Annotated in this window: 14 protein-coding genes and 1 pseudogene; 7 read left to right on the top strand and 8 right to left on the bottom strand. The window is 74.4% G+C overall.

The window, feature by feature from the left end; all coding sequences use genetic code 11:
* Positions 1-252: pseudogene (locus G3I42_RS11675) on the top strand (hypothetical protein); the annotation flags it as partial.
* Positions 253-301: 49 nt separating this feature from the next.
* Positions 302-1,774: an FAD-dependent monooxygenase gene (locus G3I42_RS11670; protein WP_164285138.1), complete on the top strand. Its 1,473-nt coding sequence runs from the start codon at positions 302-304 to the stop codon at positions 1,772-1,774.
* A gap of 94 nt (positions 1,775-1,868) precedes the next feature.
* Here G3I42_RS11670 and G3I42_RS11665 read toward each other — a convergent pair whose 3' ends face one another.
* Complete coding sequence (locus tag G3I42_RS11665) at positions 1,869-2,105, bottom strand: hypothetical protein (protein ID WP_164285135.1); 237 nt, start codon at positions 2,103-2,105, stop codon at positions 1,869-1,871.
* A gap of 159 nt (positions 2,106-2,264) precedes the next feature.
* Here G3I42_RS11665 and G3I42_RS11660 point away from each other — a divergent pair, with 159 nt between their 5' ends.
* Complete coding sequence (locus G3I42_RS11660) at positions 2,265-2,747, top strand: NUDIX domain-containing protein (protein ID WP_239096400.1); 483 nt, start codon at positions 2,265-2,267, stop codon at positions 2,745-2,747.
* 121 nt (positions 2,748-2,868) lie between these two features.
* Here the strand turns inward: G3I42_RS11660 and G3I42_RS11655 are convergent, their stop codons facing one another.
* From G3I42_RS11655 to G3I42_RS11645, 3 genes are all read right to left on the bottom strand, one after another.
* Positions 2,869-3,372, bottom strand: a complete 504-nt coding sequence (locus G3I42_RS11655) for a hypothetical protein (protein ID WP_164285133.1) — start codon at positions 3,370-3,372, stop codon at positions 2,869-2,871.
* 241 nt (positions 3,373-3,613) lie between these two features.
* Complete coding sequence (locus G3I42_RS11650; RefSeq protein ID WP_164285131.1) at positions 3,614-4,531, bottom strand: ABC transporter permease subunit; 918 nt, start codon at positions 4,529-4,531, stop codon at positions 3,614-3,616.
* Between the two features lie 115 nt (positions 4,532-4,646).
* Positions 4,647-7,541, bottom strand: a complete 2,895-nt coding sequence (locus G3I42_RS11645) for an alpha/beta fold hydrolase (RefSeq protein WP_239096399.1) — start codon at positions 7,539-7,541, stop codon at positions 4,647-4,649.
* Between the two features lie 238 nt (positions 7,542-7,779).
* On the opposite strand from G3I42_RS11645, the gene G3I42_RS11640 reads away from it, so the two are divergent.
* On the top strand, positions 7,780-7,971 hold the full coding sequence (locus G3I42_RS11640; protein WP_164285127.1) for a hypothetical protein: 192 nt from the start codon (positions 7,780-7,782) through the stop codon (positions 7,969-7,971).
* 28 nt (positions 7,972-7,999) lie between these two features.
* Entirely contained in the window at positions 8,000-8,332 is a 333-nt protein-coding gene (locus G3I42_RS11635; protein ID WP_164285125.1) for a PIN domain-containing protein, read from the top strand.
* 79 nt (positions 8,333-8,411) lie between these two features.
* On the opposite strand, the gene G3I42_RS11630 is transcribed toward G3I42_RS11635, so the two are convergent.
* From G3I42_RS11630 to iolC, 4 genes are all read right to left on the bottom strand, one after another.
* Positions 8,412-9,911, bottom strand: coding sequence for a CoA-acylating methylmalonate-semialdehyde dehydrogenase (locus G3I42_RS11630; protein ID WP_164285123.1), 1,500 nt, complete (start codon positions 9,909-9,911; stop codon positions 8,412-8,414).
* Between the two features lie 73 nt (positions 9,912-9,984).
* Complete coding sequence (gene iolD / locus G3I42_RS11625; RefSeq protein WP_164285121.1) at positions 9,985-11,955, bottom strand: 3D-(3,5/4)-trihydroxycyclohexane-1,2-dione acylhydrolase (decyclizing); 1,971 nt, start codon at positions 11,953-11,955, stop codon at positions 9,985-9,987.
* Positions 11,952-12,926, bottom strand: coding sequence for a 5-deoxy-glucuronate isomerase (iolB, locus tag G3I42_RS11620; RefSeq protein ID WP_203606665.1), 975 nt, complete (start codon positions 12,924-12,926; stop codon positions 11,952-11,954). Before iolB ends, iolD begins: the two co-directional genes overlap by 4 nt.
* A gap of 162 nt (positions 12,927-13,088) precedes the next feature.
* Positions 13,089-14,267 (bottom strand): 5-dehydro-2-deoxygluconokinase, encoded by a 1,179-nt coding sequence (iolC, locus tag G3I42_RS11615; protein ID WP_343244522.1) that lies wholly within the window; start codon positions 14,265-14,267, stop codon positions 13,089-13,091.
* Positions 14,268-14,308: 41 nt separating this feature from the next.
* Between iolC and G3I42_RS11610 the strand changes: the two genes are divergently transcribed.
* Positions 14,309-15,232, top strand: coding sequence for a sugar phosphate isomerase/epimerase (locus tag G3I42_RS11610; protein WP_164285119.1), 924 nt, complete (start codon positions 14,309-14,311; stop codon positions 15,230-15,232).
* 4 nt (positions 15,233-15,236) lie between these two features.
* The coding region (locus G3I42_RS11605; RefSeq protein ID WP_164285117.1) for an AraC family transcriptional regulator at positions 15,237-15,831 on the top strand (595 nt) is incomplete at its 3' end.

The raw sequence follows: 15,831 nt of genomic DNA, 5'->3' as shown, positions 1-15,831 counted from the left end.
AAGCCGGCGACGGGCAGCGGGCCCGGGGGTGGGCCGCCGCCGCTGTCGGCCGCCGTGCGGCACCGGCTGCTCGCGCAGTGCCACGCACGCCGCACGCCCTCCCTGCCCGCCGCGCTGGAGAGCCTCGTGAACCGGCTGCCGCAAGTACCGGCCGTCGATCCCGAGTACGGCGCCCCCGCCGACGTGCCGCAACCCGACGCATCACTGCGGCGCCTGCTGGACACCAACTCCGGTGCCAGAGCTGACAGTTAAACTCGTCGCGAGCTTCGGGGACGAGACCGACGCACCACGGAGGAACCTCATGACCGGTACCGGTGAACGCCATGCCGTCGTCGTCGGCGGCAGTCTCGCGGGGATGCTCACGGCGCTGGTGCTGAGCGCGCACGCCCGGGTGACGGTCGTGGAGCGCGACCGGCTCGACGACCCGGCCGGGGCGGGGCCCCGGCCCGGCATTCCGCAGGCGCGGCACACGCATGTCTTCGTCGAGGGTGGCCAGTTGGCACTGGAGTCGCTGCTGCCCGGCATCCTCGGCGAGCTGTCCGCGCGCGGCGCGCTACCCGTCGGAATGCCGTACGACATGGTGCAGCACCAATCGGGGCGCTGGTACGAGCGCTTCGCGGCGAGCACGCGATTGCTGTCCTGCACACGGGCGTTGCTCGACACGGTCGTACGGGAACGGGTGCTCGCGGAAGGCGGCGTGGAACTGCTCGCGGGGACCGAGGTGACGGGACTCGTCGGGGACGCGGAGCGCGTGCGCGGGGTGCGCGTCCGGAAGCGGGGGGCCGCCGAGGACCCGTACGAGATCGAGGCGGACCTCGTCGTGGACGCCTCGGGGCGGAGCACGCGGGTGCCGACGTGGCTCGGCGAGATCGGCGCCGAGGCGCCCGATCAGGAGACGATCGACACGGGCCAGGGGTACGCGACCCAGCTCTACCGGCCACGGCCGGACGCCGAGGACACCGGCTACCACTGCCTGTACTTCCTCCCCGACACCGAACAGCCGCTCACGGGTGTGGTGTTGCGCGTGGAGGGCGGCCTGTGGGTGGCGAGCCTGTCCGGACCGCGCGGCAGCGAGGCGCCCACGGACCCGGCGGCGTTCCTCGACTTCGCGCGCCGGTTCCCGCACCCGTACCTGCGCGAATGGCTCAGCACGATGGAACCGCTCGGGAGCGTCCACAGCAACCGCAGCACGGCCAACATCCGCCGCTACTACGAGCGTCCGGGGCGTCGGCCGGCCGGGCTGCTGGCCATCGGCGACGCGTTGTGCGCCTTCAACCCGATCTACGGGCAGGGGATGACGGTCGCGGCGCAGCAGGCGGTGGCGTTGCGGAAGGTGTTGGGGGCGGCCGGGACCGGGGGGCGCGGCGCCGGAGGGGCCGTGACCGGGGGGCGCGGGGACGCGGCTCCCGGTGGCCGGCGTTTCGGGCGGGGCGGCAGGCGGACGCGGGATGTGCAGCGGGTGCTGGCGGGGGTGACGGAGACCGCGTGGGCGATCTCGGCGGGGGCCGACCGCGCGATTCCCGGGGTCGAGTCCACCGGTCCCGGCCCGAACGCCCTCGACCGCCTCACCGGGCGCTACCTGCGCCGCGTCGCCGCGATCGTCCCCGGGGACCCGGGCGCGGGGCGCCACTACCGCTCCGTCCTCTCCCTCACCGCGCCACCGGCCCGCCTCCTCCACCCCAGGGTCGCCCTCCCGGCCCTCTTCCGCGCGCCACGGGCGACACCGGGGGAGCCGCCGTTGGTGGTGGAGGGGTGGCGGGGCGGGGAGGGGTGAGGTCGCGCGGGGCTGAGGCGACGGGCCGACGAGGCGGCGAGTCCGTGGAGGGCTCGCCGCCCCATCGGCCCGCGTGTCAGTCAGCCGGTGCCTGTCAGTACAGGACCCAGAGGCTGACCCGGCCGTTGACCTCGACGCAGGTGGCGTCCTGGTAGTACTCCTTGGCCTTCGGTATCTCCGCCTGACACGAGGCCAGGTTCGGGTACATCTCCGGCCCGCCGGCGACATCGTGCCACTGGGCGGCGGAGGCCGTACCGGCGGTCAGCGGGATGGCGACCGCCGCCGCGACGGTGGCAAGGCCGAGAGTCGTACGTGTACGCCACGACTTCATGGAAGTTCCTCCTCCGGAACGGAACCGGCCTGGGCCGGTGCCGGTTGGATGGGTTCGTCAGAGCCGCTCCTGCCCGATGATCACCGGCCCACACCACCTCGTTGGATCACTCGCCCGACGCGACGACAGGGGCCACGCGGGGCGGGCGACAATGGGGGCATGATCCGTCCCCACGCGCTGATTGCCCGGGTGTGGCGGCTGCTTCGGCCCTTCCAGTGGCGGCTGTTGTGGTGCGCGCACGCCAAGTACAACGTCGGTGTCACCGGGGTCGTACGTGACGACGAGGGCCGCGTGCTGCTGCTGCGGCACCGGCTGTGGTCCCCGCACCGGCCCTGGGGCCTCCCGAGCGGCTTCGCCGCCAAGGGCGAGGAGTTCGGGCAGACCGTCGTGCGCGAGGTCAAGGAGGAGACCGGGCTCGATGTCGTCCCCGGCCCCCTCGTCCGTCTCCGCAGCGGCTACCGCCTCCGCCTCGAAGTCGCCTACGAGGCCCGCCTCACCGGCGGCACCCTCCGCCTCGACCCGCTGGAGATCCTGGAAGCCCGCTGGTGCGAGCCCGACGAACTGCCGGAGGGGCTGTCGGACGTGCACCGCGGGCTGATCAGGGGCGAGGTGGACGGGGACGTGCTACGGGGCGTGGGGTGAGGACCCGGCCGCGAGCGGCGGGCGGGAGAACGGGCGCGAAGGGCGGCGGAGACTCACGTCGGCAGGAGGTTGCGCGGGGTGCCGCTCCCCGCACGCAGGCGCCGTTCGACGGAGCCGCCGCTCAGGGTGTCGGCCGGTCGGCGTGGCCGGGCGGGCGGTCGGCGTGGTCAGGGGGCGGGATGAGGGCCAGGGCCTGTATGCGGGAGCGAGAAGAGGCTGTCCGGCAGTGGGGACAGGCGTTGACCAGCCGGTGGGCCGACAGCCCCGCGCCGGGGGCCGGAACTCCCAGATCCGGGCGGACGGCCTCCACGTGTGCCGCGCACACCCGGCACGTCAGGGCGTGGATCTCCGCGAACACGACGCCGTCCAGGCCGCTCGGGTCCGGCTCGGGCTCCCCGGGGTCGGGCATCGGCATGTCCGGTGGCCAGACCGCCACGTAAGGGACGGGCGGGCGGTCCGGCCATATGCCGAAGTGAAGGAGCGACGGGCGAAAGCGAGGGCTGTTCAGGCGGGTGAGCGCCGTGGCCATCGTGTGCAGCACGGGCGGCATCGGGCTGCCCGTCGTGAACACGTCCAGGACGCCCCAGGGCAGGGTGAACCGCTGGGCCCGCGGCGGGAGGCTCACCGCTCCGCCTCTGCCGCTCTTGTGGCGGCACAGGCGGCACAGGCGGCACGGGCGACGCGGGCGGCGTAGCCACGGACGCCGTCACCGCCCCGCGAGCTGACCAGGTACCGGAAGCGCGCCCGCCCGGCCGACCCCGTGCCGAGGAGGAACCCGCCGCCGGGCACCGCTCCTGCACAGGCCGGCGCCGGAAGGGCCGGCCCCACCCACGCCGGGTCCGCCGTCCCCGGCTCCGGCATTCCCGTCACGACACCACGTCCTTCCGTGCGAAGCCCCGGAAGGCGAGGGCGAAGAGGATCAGGGCGTATGTCAGTGAGATCGCCGCGCCCTTCGCCGCGCCGTGCCAGTCGAGGTCGGGGCTGAGGAGGTCGGTCCAGGCGAACTGCCAATGGGCGGGCAGGAAGTCGCGCCAGTGGCCGAGGGCGGTGACGGCGTCGAGGACGTTGCCGACGATCGTGAGGCCGACCGCGCCGCCGACCGCGCCGAGGGGTGCGTCCGTGCGGGTCGAGAGCCAGAAGGCGAGGGCAGCCGTGACGAGTTGGGAGACGAAGAGGTAGGCGACGGCGAGCGCGAGGCGCGGGACGGCCGCCCCGGCGGAAACAGAGTCCCCGGTGGGGAGTTCGAGCGCTCCCCAGCCGTAGAGCGCCGTGCCGAGGAGAAGTCCGACGAGCGGCAGCAGGATCATCGCTGCGAGCGAGCAGGCCAGGGCGACGGCGAGTTTGCTCGCGAGGAGGCGGTGACGGGCGACGGGCGCGGCGAGGAGGTAGCGGAGCGTCGACCAGTTCGCCTCGGAGGCCACCGTGTCCCCGCAGAAGAGGGCGACGGGTACGACGAGCAGGAAGCCCGCCGAGACGAAGAGGCACACCGCCGCGAAGTCGGCCCCCGACCGTGTCGCCGAGTCCATGAGCGTGCCCCGCTGCGCGTTCGCCCCCTCGCCGCCGGGCGTCCCGCCCACGGCGAAGGCCACGGCGAGCACGCACGGCAGCAGGAACAGCACCGCCCCCATCACCGCCGTCCGCCGCCGCGTCAACTGCCGCCGCAGCTCCACCCTCACGGGCAGGGTCCGCCCGGGCCGGTACCCCTCCGCGCGCGGCGAGGCGGGCGCGGCTCCGGCGCCGTTCCCGGGCAGGGGCGGCGGCCAGCTGTTACCGAGGTGCGTCATGCGGAACCTCCGGTCGGGGTCGCGAGGGCGGGAGTGGGGCTGGGGGCGGGGATGGGGACGGGGGTCGGGGTCGGGGCGGGGCTGAGGTTGCGGCTCTGGGGAGGCCGGGCGGGCGTCATGACGGGCCTCCGATCAGGTGGAGGAAGGCGTCCTCCAGACGGCGTCGAGGGGTCAGTGACGTGATCGGCAGGTCCAGGGAGAGGAGGCGACCGAGGAGGGCCGTCGTGGTGGTTCCCTCCTCCAGGTGGAGGAGGAGGGTGCGGTCGTCGTCGCGGGTCAGGTCCGCCACCCCCGGGAGCGCCGCCGCCTTGGCGAGGACGGGGTCGGAAACCGGGTGGGCGAGGCCGATCGTCACCGCGCCCGTACCTCCGGTGATCTCCTCGACCGGGCCCGCCGCGACCAGGCGGCCCCGGTCCATCACCACGAGATGGGTGCAGGACTGTTCGACCTCCGAGAGGAGATGGCTGGAGACGACGACCGTGCGGCCCGAGGCCGCGTACGCGATCATCACCTCGCGCATCTCGCGGATCTGTGGCGGGTCCAGGCCGTTGGTCGGTTCGTCGAGCAGGAGGAGGTCGGGGAGACCGAGCATCGCCTGGGCGAGCGCGAGGCGCTGGCGCATCCCTTGCGAGTAGGTGCGCACCGGGCGGTCGAGCGCTTCGCCCAGGCCGGCGATCTCCAGAGCCTCTTCGACGTGCGCGTCCTCCGCCGGACGGCCCGTCGCCTTCCAGTACAGATCGAGGTTGCGGCGACCGCTGAGGTGGGGAAGGAAACCCGGCCCCTCCACGAAGGCGCCCACGCGCGACAGGACGTGCGCGCCCGGTCGGATCGCATGGCCGAAGACGCGAATCTCCCCCTCGTCCGGGGTCACGAGACCGAGCAGCATCCGCAACGTCGTCGTCTTGCCCGCCCCGTTGGGGCCGAGCAGGCCGAGGACCTGGCCGCGTCCCACCGTGAACGACAGGTCGCGTACCGCCCAGCGGTCCGTGGAGCGCGCGTACTTTTTGCCGAGGCCCGTGATGCGCAGCGGCACGTCCGCGAGGCCGGGGTCGGGCGGCGGGGTCGCGTCGGTGCGGCGGCGGACCAGGAGGAGCAGCAGGGCCAGGACCGCGCCCGCCGCCGGGAGCGCCCATACCCAGACCGGCAGCGGCGCCGGGTTGCTCGCGGCCTGCGGGAGGCTCGGCACGGTCAGCGCGCCGGCCGGGGTGACGGAGTAGGTGGCGGGCGCCGCCGGGGACGCGTAGCCGAGGTCGGTCGCCGACAGGACGAGGCGCAGCCGGTGCCCCTTCGGGACCTGGTGGTCGACGGCTGGGAGCGTCACGGAGACCGTACGGCCCTCGCGCGCGCCCGTGACCCGTACCGGGCTGACGAGTTGGGCGGGCAGCACCTGCTTCTTGCCGTCCGCGCTCACGTCGTAGACCTTCGCGAAGAGGACCGCCGTGCCGGTCGACGAGCGCACGTCGACGCGGACCGTCGGGCTGCCCGTGACGCGGACGGAGTGGGTGAGCGGCTTCGTGTCGAAGCGGGCGAACTGGCCGGGGAAGTCGACCGCGAAGCCCTGGCCTGTGCGTTCCGCGAGCTGGGCGAGGCCGTCGCCGAGGCCCGGGACGGCCGAGAGCGAGGGCGGCGAGCCGCCGGGCGGGTTGGCGAAGACCTGGCGGTCGCGGGGCAGGGCGTAGCGGTGCTCCGTGTAGCGGACGCGGGACCCGTCGCGGCCCGCCGGGGCGGGGTCGGAGTCCGTCCCCGTACGTCCTGGGACGCCGCCGGTGAGCCCCGGGTACGCGGAGAGGTCCGCGCCGGTCAGGCGGGCGGTGTCGTCGGTGGCGCCCACGGAGCCGCTGCGCGAGATGCGGAAGGCCGGGCCGGTGTCCACCGAGCGGTCCTTCTTCAGGTAGCGGTCGAACCACTTCGTGATGCGGTGGGTCAGGCGGGGGATCTCCATGTCGCCGCCGTCGTGGCCGCCGGCGATCCAGTCGACGGAGACGGGGGCCCCGTTGGCGCGGATGTGCCGGGCCGTCTCGTCGGCCTGCGAGAGCGGGAAGAGGCTGTCGGACTGGCCCTGCACGATGAGCGCGGGGACCTTGATCCTGTCGCCCACGGCGGCGGGGCTGCGGTCGTGGAGGAGCTTCGTCGCCGCCGCGTCCGGCGCCCCGCGCTCGGCGACCCTGCGGTACATCGCGCACAGCTCGGGCGTGAAGCGACCGCAGCCGACGCCGACGCCCGCGACGCGCGAGCCGATGTCCGCGCTGCCGGAGGTGAAGAAGATCCCGGCCCACAGCTTCTTGAAGACACCGTCGGGGAAGAGCGCCTGCGACAGGTCCCAGTACGTGATCTCCGGGGCGATCGCGTCGATGCGGGGGTCGTGGCCCGCCGCGAGCAGGGAGATCGCGCCGCCGTACGAGGCGCCTGTCGCGCCGACGCGGGGGTCGCCCTTCTTGTCGAGGAGGACCTCCGGGCGGCGGGCCAGCCAGTCGACGAGCCGGGAGACGTCCTCGACCTCGTGCCGCGGGTCGTTGAGGCCGATCTCGCCGCCGGAGCGGCCGAAGCCGCGAGCGGACCAGGTGAGGACGGCGTAGCCCTGGCGGGCGTAGGACTCGGCCTGGGAGCGCAGTTCGGTCTTGCTGCCGCCGAAGCCGTGGGCGAGGAGGACGGCGGGGCGCTTCCGCTTCGGGTCGCCCGCCGTGAAGTAGCTCGTGTCGATACGGGTGCCGTCCGGCATGCGGCGGAAGGCATCCGCACGGTGGACGCCGCCGCTCTCCGCACGGTGGACGCCGCCGCTCTCCGCACGGTGGACGCCGCCGCTCTCCGCACGGTGGACGCCGCCGCCCGGCGCGGCTGCCGCCGGGGGCGCGATGCCCGGCAGCAACGTACTCGCGAGGAGCAGCAGGACCGTCGCGAGGACGGCGGCGAGGCGGTACGGGGAGCGCGCCGCGGCCGGCCCGGCGCCGGGTCCTCGCGGAAGGCCGCCGGACCGCCGTGACGTGCGTCGCGATGACGTGCGGAGATCCATGCCCCACACCGTACGGGCTTCCGCGAGGCGGGCCGCCAAAGTTATCCACAGGGACGGTCGATGGTCGTACGAGCTGCGCGGCGCGCCGTGGAAGGGTCGTTTCTGCACGCCGTCCCGTACCCGGAACGGGTCATTCCACGCGGGGCGCTCCGCAGGGTGAGGGCTGCTCGCGACCCGATTCCGCTATGCACTTCTCGTCCGCTTCCCATGCGGTTCGAGTCTTTCCTATCCTGAGCACATGAGCACCTTGCGTGAAGAGCTGCACGAGCTGATCGACCAGCTGCCCGAGTCGCAGGTCGCACCGATACTGGCCCTGGTGCGGGAGAGTGCCCCGGCCGATGAGGGTGGGCAGGAGTGGCCGCTTCCCGACTTCGTCGGCGCGCTGTCCAGTGGAAAGGGTGACCTAGGGGCCCGCTCCAGCGAGGGATGACCAGGACCACGCTCGCTGTGTCGACCTCATGCGCCGCACACCACGGCCCCTGCTGGTGCCGTACCCGGTACTCACGGAGGTCTGTTACCTGTTGGAGCGTGAGCACGGCACTCGCGCGGAGGCCGCCTTCCTGCGTTCCCTCCGCAACGGCCAGATCAGCCTGATTCCGCTGGCCGCGCAGGACATCGACCGCATGGTCGAGCTGGTCGAGAAGTACGCCGACTTCCCACTCGGCATGGTGGACGCCTCCGTGTTCGCGGTGGCCGAACGTCTGGGCGCGGACGCCATCGCCACCCTGGATCGCCGCCACTTCAGCGTGGTGCGTCCGCTGGCTCCCCTGTCCTTCGCTCTGCTCCCGTGAACAGGGTTCGCAGCGAGGAGCACATGGCAGGGGGCCGGGCGGCGGCCTGCGCTCGTCAGCGCCCGGCCCCCGGGATACCTCACCCCCCGCTCGGAAACCCCAGATCCACCCCCGCCCCCGCCTCCGACGGGTCCGGCCACCTCGTCGTGACGACCTTGCCCCGCGTGTAGAAGTGCACCCCGTCGTTGCCGTACATGTGGTGGTCGCCGAAGAGGGAGTCCTTCCAGCCGCCGAAGGAGTGGTAGCCGACCGGGACCGGGATCGGGACGTTCACGCCGACCATGCCGGCCTGGACCTCCAGTTGGAAGCGGCGGGCCGCGCCGCCGTCGCGGGTGAAGATCGCGGTGCCGTTGCCGAACGGTGAGGCGTTGATGAGGGCCAGGCCCTCCTCGTACGTTTCGGCGCGCAGGACGCACAGGACCGGGCCGAAGATCTCCTCGCGGTAGGCGTCGGCGTCGACCGGGACGCGGTCCAGGAGGGACAGGCCGATCCAGTGGCCGTCCTCGTAACCCCGCACCGTGAAGTCCGTTCCGTCGAGGACGACTTCGCAGCCCTGCGCCGCCGCGCCCCGCACGTACGCGGCGACCTTGTCGCGGTGCGCCTTCGTGATGAGCGGGCCCATCTCGGAGGCCGGGTCGTCGCCCGGGCCGATGACGATCCTCGCCGCGCGTTCCTTGATCCGCTCCACGAGCGCGTCCCCCGTCGCGCCCACCGCCACGACCACCGAGACCGCCATGCAGCGCTCCCCCGCCGAGCCGTACGCGGCCGATACCGCGGCGTCGGCCGCCGCGTCGAGGTCCGCGTCGGGCAGCACCAGCATGTGGTTCTTCGCGCCGCCGAGGGCCTGTACGCGCTTGCCGTGGGCGCTCGCCGTCGCGTGGATGTACCGCGCGATCGGCGTCGAGCCGACGAACGAGACCGCGGCGACGTCCGGGTGTGCGAGGAGGCGGTCGACCGCCGTCCTGTCGCCGTGCACGACGTTCAGCACGCCCTCGGGCAGCCCCGCCTCGGCGAAGAGTTCCGCGAGACGGACGGCGGCGGACGGGTCCTTCTCGGACGGCTTCAGCACGAAGGTGTTGCCGCACGCGATCGCCACGGGGAACATCCACATCGGCACCATGGCCGGGAAGTTGAACGGCGTGATGCCCGCGACGACACCGAGCGGCTGCCGGATCGACGCGACGTCCACGCGGTGCGAGACCTGCGTGGACAGTTCGCCCTTGAGCTGGGTCGTGATGCCGCAGGCGAGGTCCACGATCTCCAGGCCGCGCGCGACCTCGCCGAGCGCGTCGTCGTGGACCTTGCCGTGCTCGGCCGTGATGAGGCGCGCGATCTCCTCGCGGTGCGCGTCGAGCAGCGCGCGGTACCGGAAGAGGATGCCCGTGCGCCGCGCGAGCGAGGACGTGCCCCACGTCGCCCAGGCGGTACGGGCGGCGGCGACCGCCGCGTCCACCTCGGCGACGGAGGCGAAGCCGACGCGCGCGGTGACGGCCCCGGTCGCCGGGTCCGTGACGGGCCCGCTCTCGCCCGATGTGCCCTCGACGGTCTTCCCGCCGATCCAGTGGTGGACGGTCTTCATGGGGTCACCCTTCTTCGCGTACGCGGCCGGACGGCCGGTCCGTGGCCGCGAGGTCGCTCCCCCGCCCCGTCCCCTACAAGTGCCTGCGCCGTTCCGCGCTGTGCCGCTCGTACTCCTTGCGGGCCCGCACCGTCGACGGGTGGGTCGTCGCCTCGGCCACGGGCACATCCCACCACGCCTGCGCGGGGGGCGCGCCGGACACTGTGTCGGTCGTTTCGGTCTCGACGTAGACACATGTGGGACGGTCCGCCTCGCGCGCCTCGGCAAGCGCCTCGCGCACCTCGCGGACCGTACGCGCGCGCAGCACGCGCAGCCCGAGGCTCGCGGCGTTCGCGGCGAGGTCGACCGGGAGCGGCGCGCCGTTGTAGGCGCCGCCGGCGGTGCGGTAGCGGTACGCGGTCGCGAAGCCGTCCGCGCCGACCGCGCGCGAGAGGCCGCCGATCGACGCGTAGCCGTGGTTCTGGAGGATCACGAGCGTGAGCGGCAGGTTCTCCTGCACCGCGGTGACGAGTTCGCCGGGCAGCATGAGGTACGTGCCGTCCCCGACGAGCGCCCACACCGGCACCCCCGGCTGCGCGAGGCAGACGCCGAGCGCGGCGGGGATCTCGTATCCCATGCAGGAGTAGCCGTACTCGACGTGGTACTGGAGCGGGCCGCGCGTGCGCCAGAGTTTGTGCAGGTCGCCGGGGAGCGAACCGGCCGCGTTGATGATGACGTCCTCGTCGCCGACCACGGCTTGCAGCGCGCCGACCACGTGCGCCTGGTTGGGGCGTACGAGGTCGGCGACGCCGTCCTCCGGCTGCGTGTAGCCCTCGACGCGCTCCTCCCACAGCGCCTTGTCGAGCGTGTACTGCGCGATCTCGGCCTCGTCCACCCGCCAGCCCGCCAGCCGCTCCGTGAGCGCTTCGAGTCCCGCGCGCGCGTCGGCGACGAGCGGGATCGCGCCCTGTTTGTGGCCGTCGAAGGAGGTGATGTTGAGGTTGACGAAGCGCACGCCGTCGCCGCCCGTGCGCGCGCCGCCCTCGAAGAGCGTCGCGGACGCGGTCGTGAAGTCGCTCCAGCGGGTGCCGACGCCGAGCACGAGGTCGGCGGCGCGGGCGAGTTCGTCGGCCGTCGCGGTGCCCGTGTGGCCGATGCCGCCGACGTCGGCGGGGTGGTCGTGGCGCAGCGCGCCCTTGCCCGCCTGGGTGGAGGCGACGGGGATGCCGGTCGAATCGGCGAGCGCGCGCAGCGCGTCCTCGGCCGCGCTGTAGCGGACGCCGCCGCCCGCGACGAGCAGCGGGCGGCGCGCGGCGCGGATCGCCGTGACCGCCTCGTCGAGCGCGGCCGGGTCCGGCGGGGGCCTGCGGATGTGCCACGTGCGCTCGGCGAGGAACTCCTCGGGCCAGTCGTACGCCTCCGCCTGGACGTCCTGCGGCAGCGCGAGTGTCACCGCGCCGGTCTCGGCCGGGTCGGTGAGGACGCGCAGCGCCTCCAGCGCGGCCGGGATCAGGGCCTCGGGGCGGTGGACGCGCGCGAAGTACCGCGAGACGGGGCGGAGCGCGTCGTTGACCGTGATGTCGGCCGAGACCGGGTGTTCGAGCTGCTGGAGCACCGGGTCGGCGGGGTGCGTCGCGAAGTAGTCGCCCGGAAGGAGGAGGACGGGCAGCCGGTTGACGGTCGCGAGCGCGGCACCCGTGACGAGGTTGGTCGCGCCGGGGCCGATCGACGTCGTGACGGCGTGCGTCGCGAGGCGCCTGCGGTGGCGCGCGAAGCCGCTCGCGGCGTGCACCATCGCCTGCTCGTTGCGGCCCTGGTGGAACGGCATCGCGTACGGGCCGTCCACCGCGCCGTACTCGACGACCGCCTGCCCGAATCCGGCCACGTTCCCGTGCCCGAAGATGCCCCACAGCCCCTGCACGAAGCGCTGCCGCTCGCCGTCGCGCTCGGAGTACTGGCGGCTGAGGAAGACGAGGAGGGCCTGCGCGACGGTGAGGCGACGCGTCTTCTGAGGCGGTTGCGGGGGCAGCGGGGAGGCGGGCGCGGGTCCCTGCTCGTCACTCATGCGCGCTCCTCGGCGGAGGTCAGGGGCAGGCGGGGGTCCTGCGCGAGTCCGGCCCACGCCTCCCGTACGCCCTCGTGCGCCGGGTGGTCCGTGATCAGCCACTCGCGCGCGGGGCCGGGACCCGCCATGACGTTGAGGTAGTACAGGTGGCGTTCGGGGGGCGCGATGGAGGGGCCGTGCCAGCCGTCGGGGATGAGCACCGCGTCCCCGGGGCGCACCTCGGCGAAGACCTCGGTGCCGCCCGCGTGCGAGGCGCTGACGCGCTGGAGGCCGTAGGCGTCGCCCGGGCCGTGCGGGTCCGCGAGTTCGAAGTAGTAGATCTCCTCCAGCTCGCTCTCCCGCCCGGGGACCGCCTCGTCGTGCTTGTGCGGCGGGTACGAGGACCAGTTCCCCGCCGGGGTGAGGACCTCGACGACCATGAGCCGGTCGCACGCGAAGCCCCCGGCCTGCGCGAGGTTGTTGACCTGCCGTCCGGCCCGCCCGGCCCCGCGCAGCTCGACGGGGACCTCCGGCGCGGGGCCGTAGCGGGCGGGGAGTCTGCGCCCGCAGGTCGCTCCTGCCAAAGCGAAACGGCCTCCCGCGCCGGAGGAGATCTCGGCGCGCGCGTCCCTCGGGAGGTACGCGAAGTCACTCACCGCGCCGAAGACGGAGGATCGCCCGCGCAGCGCGAACTCCTCCCCGTCCACGCGCACCGTACCGCCGCCCGCGAGCGGCACGACGAGCCATTCGTACTCCCCCGTGACCAGCACGTGCCGCGCCCCGGGCGGCAACTCGATCACGCGGAGCGCCGTGTGCCGCAGGAGAGGGGTCCGGGCGGGCGAGACGTCGAGGGTGAAGGGGATGGTCACGGCCGTGCCCGCGCGGATGTGGGGGGAGGTCAGGAGGGGACGCGGCGGGGGCGGTGGCGCGGGTACGCGCGCGTCCTGCCCGGAACGCCGGGGTGCCCCCGTACGGCTCTCACTGCCATCCATCGCGTTCGCTCCCTCTCACCGCCGCGCCGGCCGTCCCGCCGCTCCCACTCTGCTCCCCTACCCGGCGGCGCGCATCGGTGAGCGGTGCGGACGGGGCGTCACCCCGTACGAAGCATCACCCCCGTACGAAGCCCCACCCCCTACGAGGCCCCGCCGACCGACTCACCCCGCCGCCGCCAGCGCCTCCCGCACCTCGTGCGGGTACGGCATCGCCGTCGAGCACTCCAGCCGGCCCGCCACGATCGCCCCCGCCGCGTTCGCGAAGCGGATCGTCTCGGCGAGGGGGCGGCCCGCGAGGAGCCCTTCGCACAGCGCCCCGCCGAAGGCGTCGCCCGCGCCGAGCCCGTTGACGACCTTCACGGGGAGCGGCGCGACCTCGACGACCGTGCCGTCCCGGTGCGCGGCGAGCACCCCGGCCGGGCCCTGCTTCACGACCGCGAGGGCGACGCCCGCTTCGAGCAGCGCGTCCGCGCACGCGCGCGGCGTCGTCGCGCCCGTCGCGACCTCGCACTCCGTCAGGTTCCCGACCGCGACGCTCGCGTGCCGCAGCGCCCGCGCGTAGGCGGGGCGGGCCTCGGCGCGGCTCTCCCAGAACATCGGCCGCCAGTCGAGGTCGAAGACGGTGAGCGCGCCGGGCGCCGCCGCGTGCCGCTCGGCGAGCGCCGCGAGGGTCGCCGAGCGGCTCGGCTCGGCGCACAGCCCCGTCCCCGTCGTCCAGAAGACCCGCGCGCCCCGGACCGCCTCGTGGTCCAGCTCGTCGGCGCGGATCTCCAGGTCGGGCGCCTTGGGGAGGCGGTAGAAGAGGAGCGGGAAGTCGTCGGGCGGGTGCAGTTCGCAGAAGGTGACGGGGGTGAGGAGCCCGGGGACCTCGGCGACGTGCTCGGTGCCGACGCCGAGGGCGCGCAGTTCGTCGCGGACGAAGGTCCCGAAGGGGTCGGCGCCGGTACGGGTGATGACGGCGGCCCGCAGCCCGAGCCTGGCCGCCGCGACGGCCACGTTGGTCGCCGAACCGCCGAGGAACTTCCCGAACCGCTCGACGCGCGCGAGCGGCACGCCCGATTCGAGCGGGTAGAGATCGACGCCGGTGCGGCCGATGGTGAGCACGTCGAGAGACGCGTCCGGGCGCGTACCGGAGCGGTCGTCGTCCGGCCGCCGCGTACCGGAGCGGTCGTCGTCCGGCCGCCGCGCACCCGCGCGGTCCCCGTCCGGGCGCGCTCCCCCACCGTCCTCGTACGGATGCTGTCCTGCGGCCATGCGCGCCTCCGGGCGGTACGGGATCTCAGCCTGAAAGCCCGTCCGACCTGTGTCAACCGGGCCTTCGCCCCTCTCCTGGCCGGTCACCGCTGGTTGACACCCCGTCCCGACTTCCTGATCGTGGAGTGATGTCCCCGGTCCCGCAGCCCCCGGTGTCCCCGCTCTCCCGCATCCGCGTCGGTTCGGCGCCCGACTCCTGGGGCGTCTGGTTCCCCGAGGACCCGCTCCAGGTGCCCTGGCGGCGCTTCCTCGACGAGGTGGCGCGGGCCGGGTACGAGTGGATCGAGCTGGGGCCGTACGGGTACCTGCCGACCGATCCGCGCCGGCTCGCCGAGGAGACCGCGCGGCGCGGGCTGAAGGTCTCGGCGGGGACCGTCTTCACCGGGCTGCACCGGGGGCCCGCCGTGTGGGAGGACACGTGGCGGCAGGTCGCGCGCGTCGCCTCGCTCGCGCGGGCGACGGGGGCCGGGCACCTCGTCGTGATCCCGGCGTTCTGGCGCGACGACAAGACGGGCGAGGTCCTGGAGGACCGCGAGCTGACGGCGGCGCAGTGGCACGACCTCGCGCGGCAGACGGAGCGGCTCGCGCACGAGGTGCGGGAGCGGTACGGGCTCCGCGTCGTCGTCCACCCGCACGCGGACACGCACGTCGCGGGCGAGGCCGATGTCGCGCGGCTCCTCGACGCGACCGATCCCGACCTCGTCTCGCTGTGCCTGGACACGGGGCACTACGCGTACTGCGGCGGCGACAGCGTCAAGCTCATCGAGACGTACGGCGACCGCGTCGGCTACCTGCACCTCAAGCAGGTCGACCCGGCCGTGCTCGCCGAGGTGCGGGCGGAGGACCTGCCCTTCGGGCCCGCCGTCGCGCGCGGGGTCATGTGCGAGCCGCCGACCGGGATTCCGGCGCTCGAACCGGTGCTCGCCGCCGCGCAGCGCCTCGGCGTGGACCTCTTCGCGATCGTCGAGCAGGACATGTACCCGTGCCCGCCGGAGCACCCGCTCCCGGTCGCCGCGCGCACGCGGTCCTTCCTGCGCTCCTGCGGGGCCTGAGCCCGTGACGGCGGGCGCGGCGGCGCTCCCCCACCCGCGCCTGCGCCCGGGCGTCCTGCGCTACCACGGCTATCGGCTGGCCGTCCCGCGCCCGCGCCTGGAGGTGCCGGTGGGCGCGGTGACGCTGGTGCTCGGCTTCGGGGCGCCGGTGCGGGTCAGCGGTCCCGGGCAGGAGACGACGACGCTCGTCTCGCTGATCGGGGGACTCACGACGCTGCCCGCGGTGGGCGAGCACCTGGGCGCGGGCGCGGGGATCGAGGTCCTGGTGACGCCGTGGGCGGCGTTCCGGCTGCTCGGCGTCGACCAGCACACGCTGGCGGGGCGCTGCACGGACCCGGGCGCGCTGCCCGGCGGGGAGCGGTGGCCGCGCCTCGCCGAGGCGCTGGAGGAGCTGCCGGACTGGCGGGCGCGGTTCGCGCTGCTCGACCGGGCCCTCACGGCGTGGCTGGAGGCGGGTCCCGCGTGGTCGCCGCGCGTCGAGTACGCGTGGCGGCTCCTGGAGCGGAGCGGGGGCCGGATGCCGGTGCGGCGGCTCGCGCGCGAGGTGGGGTGGAGCGAGCGGCAGGTGCAGAGCCGCTTCCGCGAGCAGATCGGGCTCA

This window comes from Streptomyces sp. SID11385, from assembly GCF_010548245.1.
GTDB lineage: Bacteria > Actinomycetota > Actinomycetes > Streptomycetales > Streptomycetaceae > Streptomyces.
The sequence above is the reverse complement of the archived record's forward strand: the minus strand, read 5'-3'. Positions and strand labels throughout refer to the sequence as shown.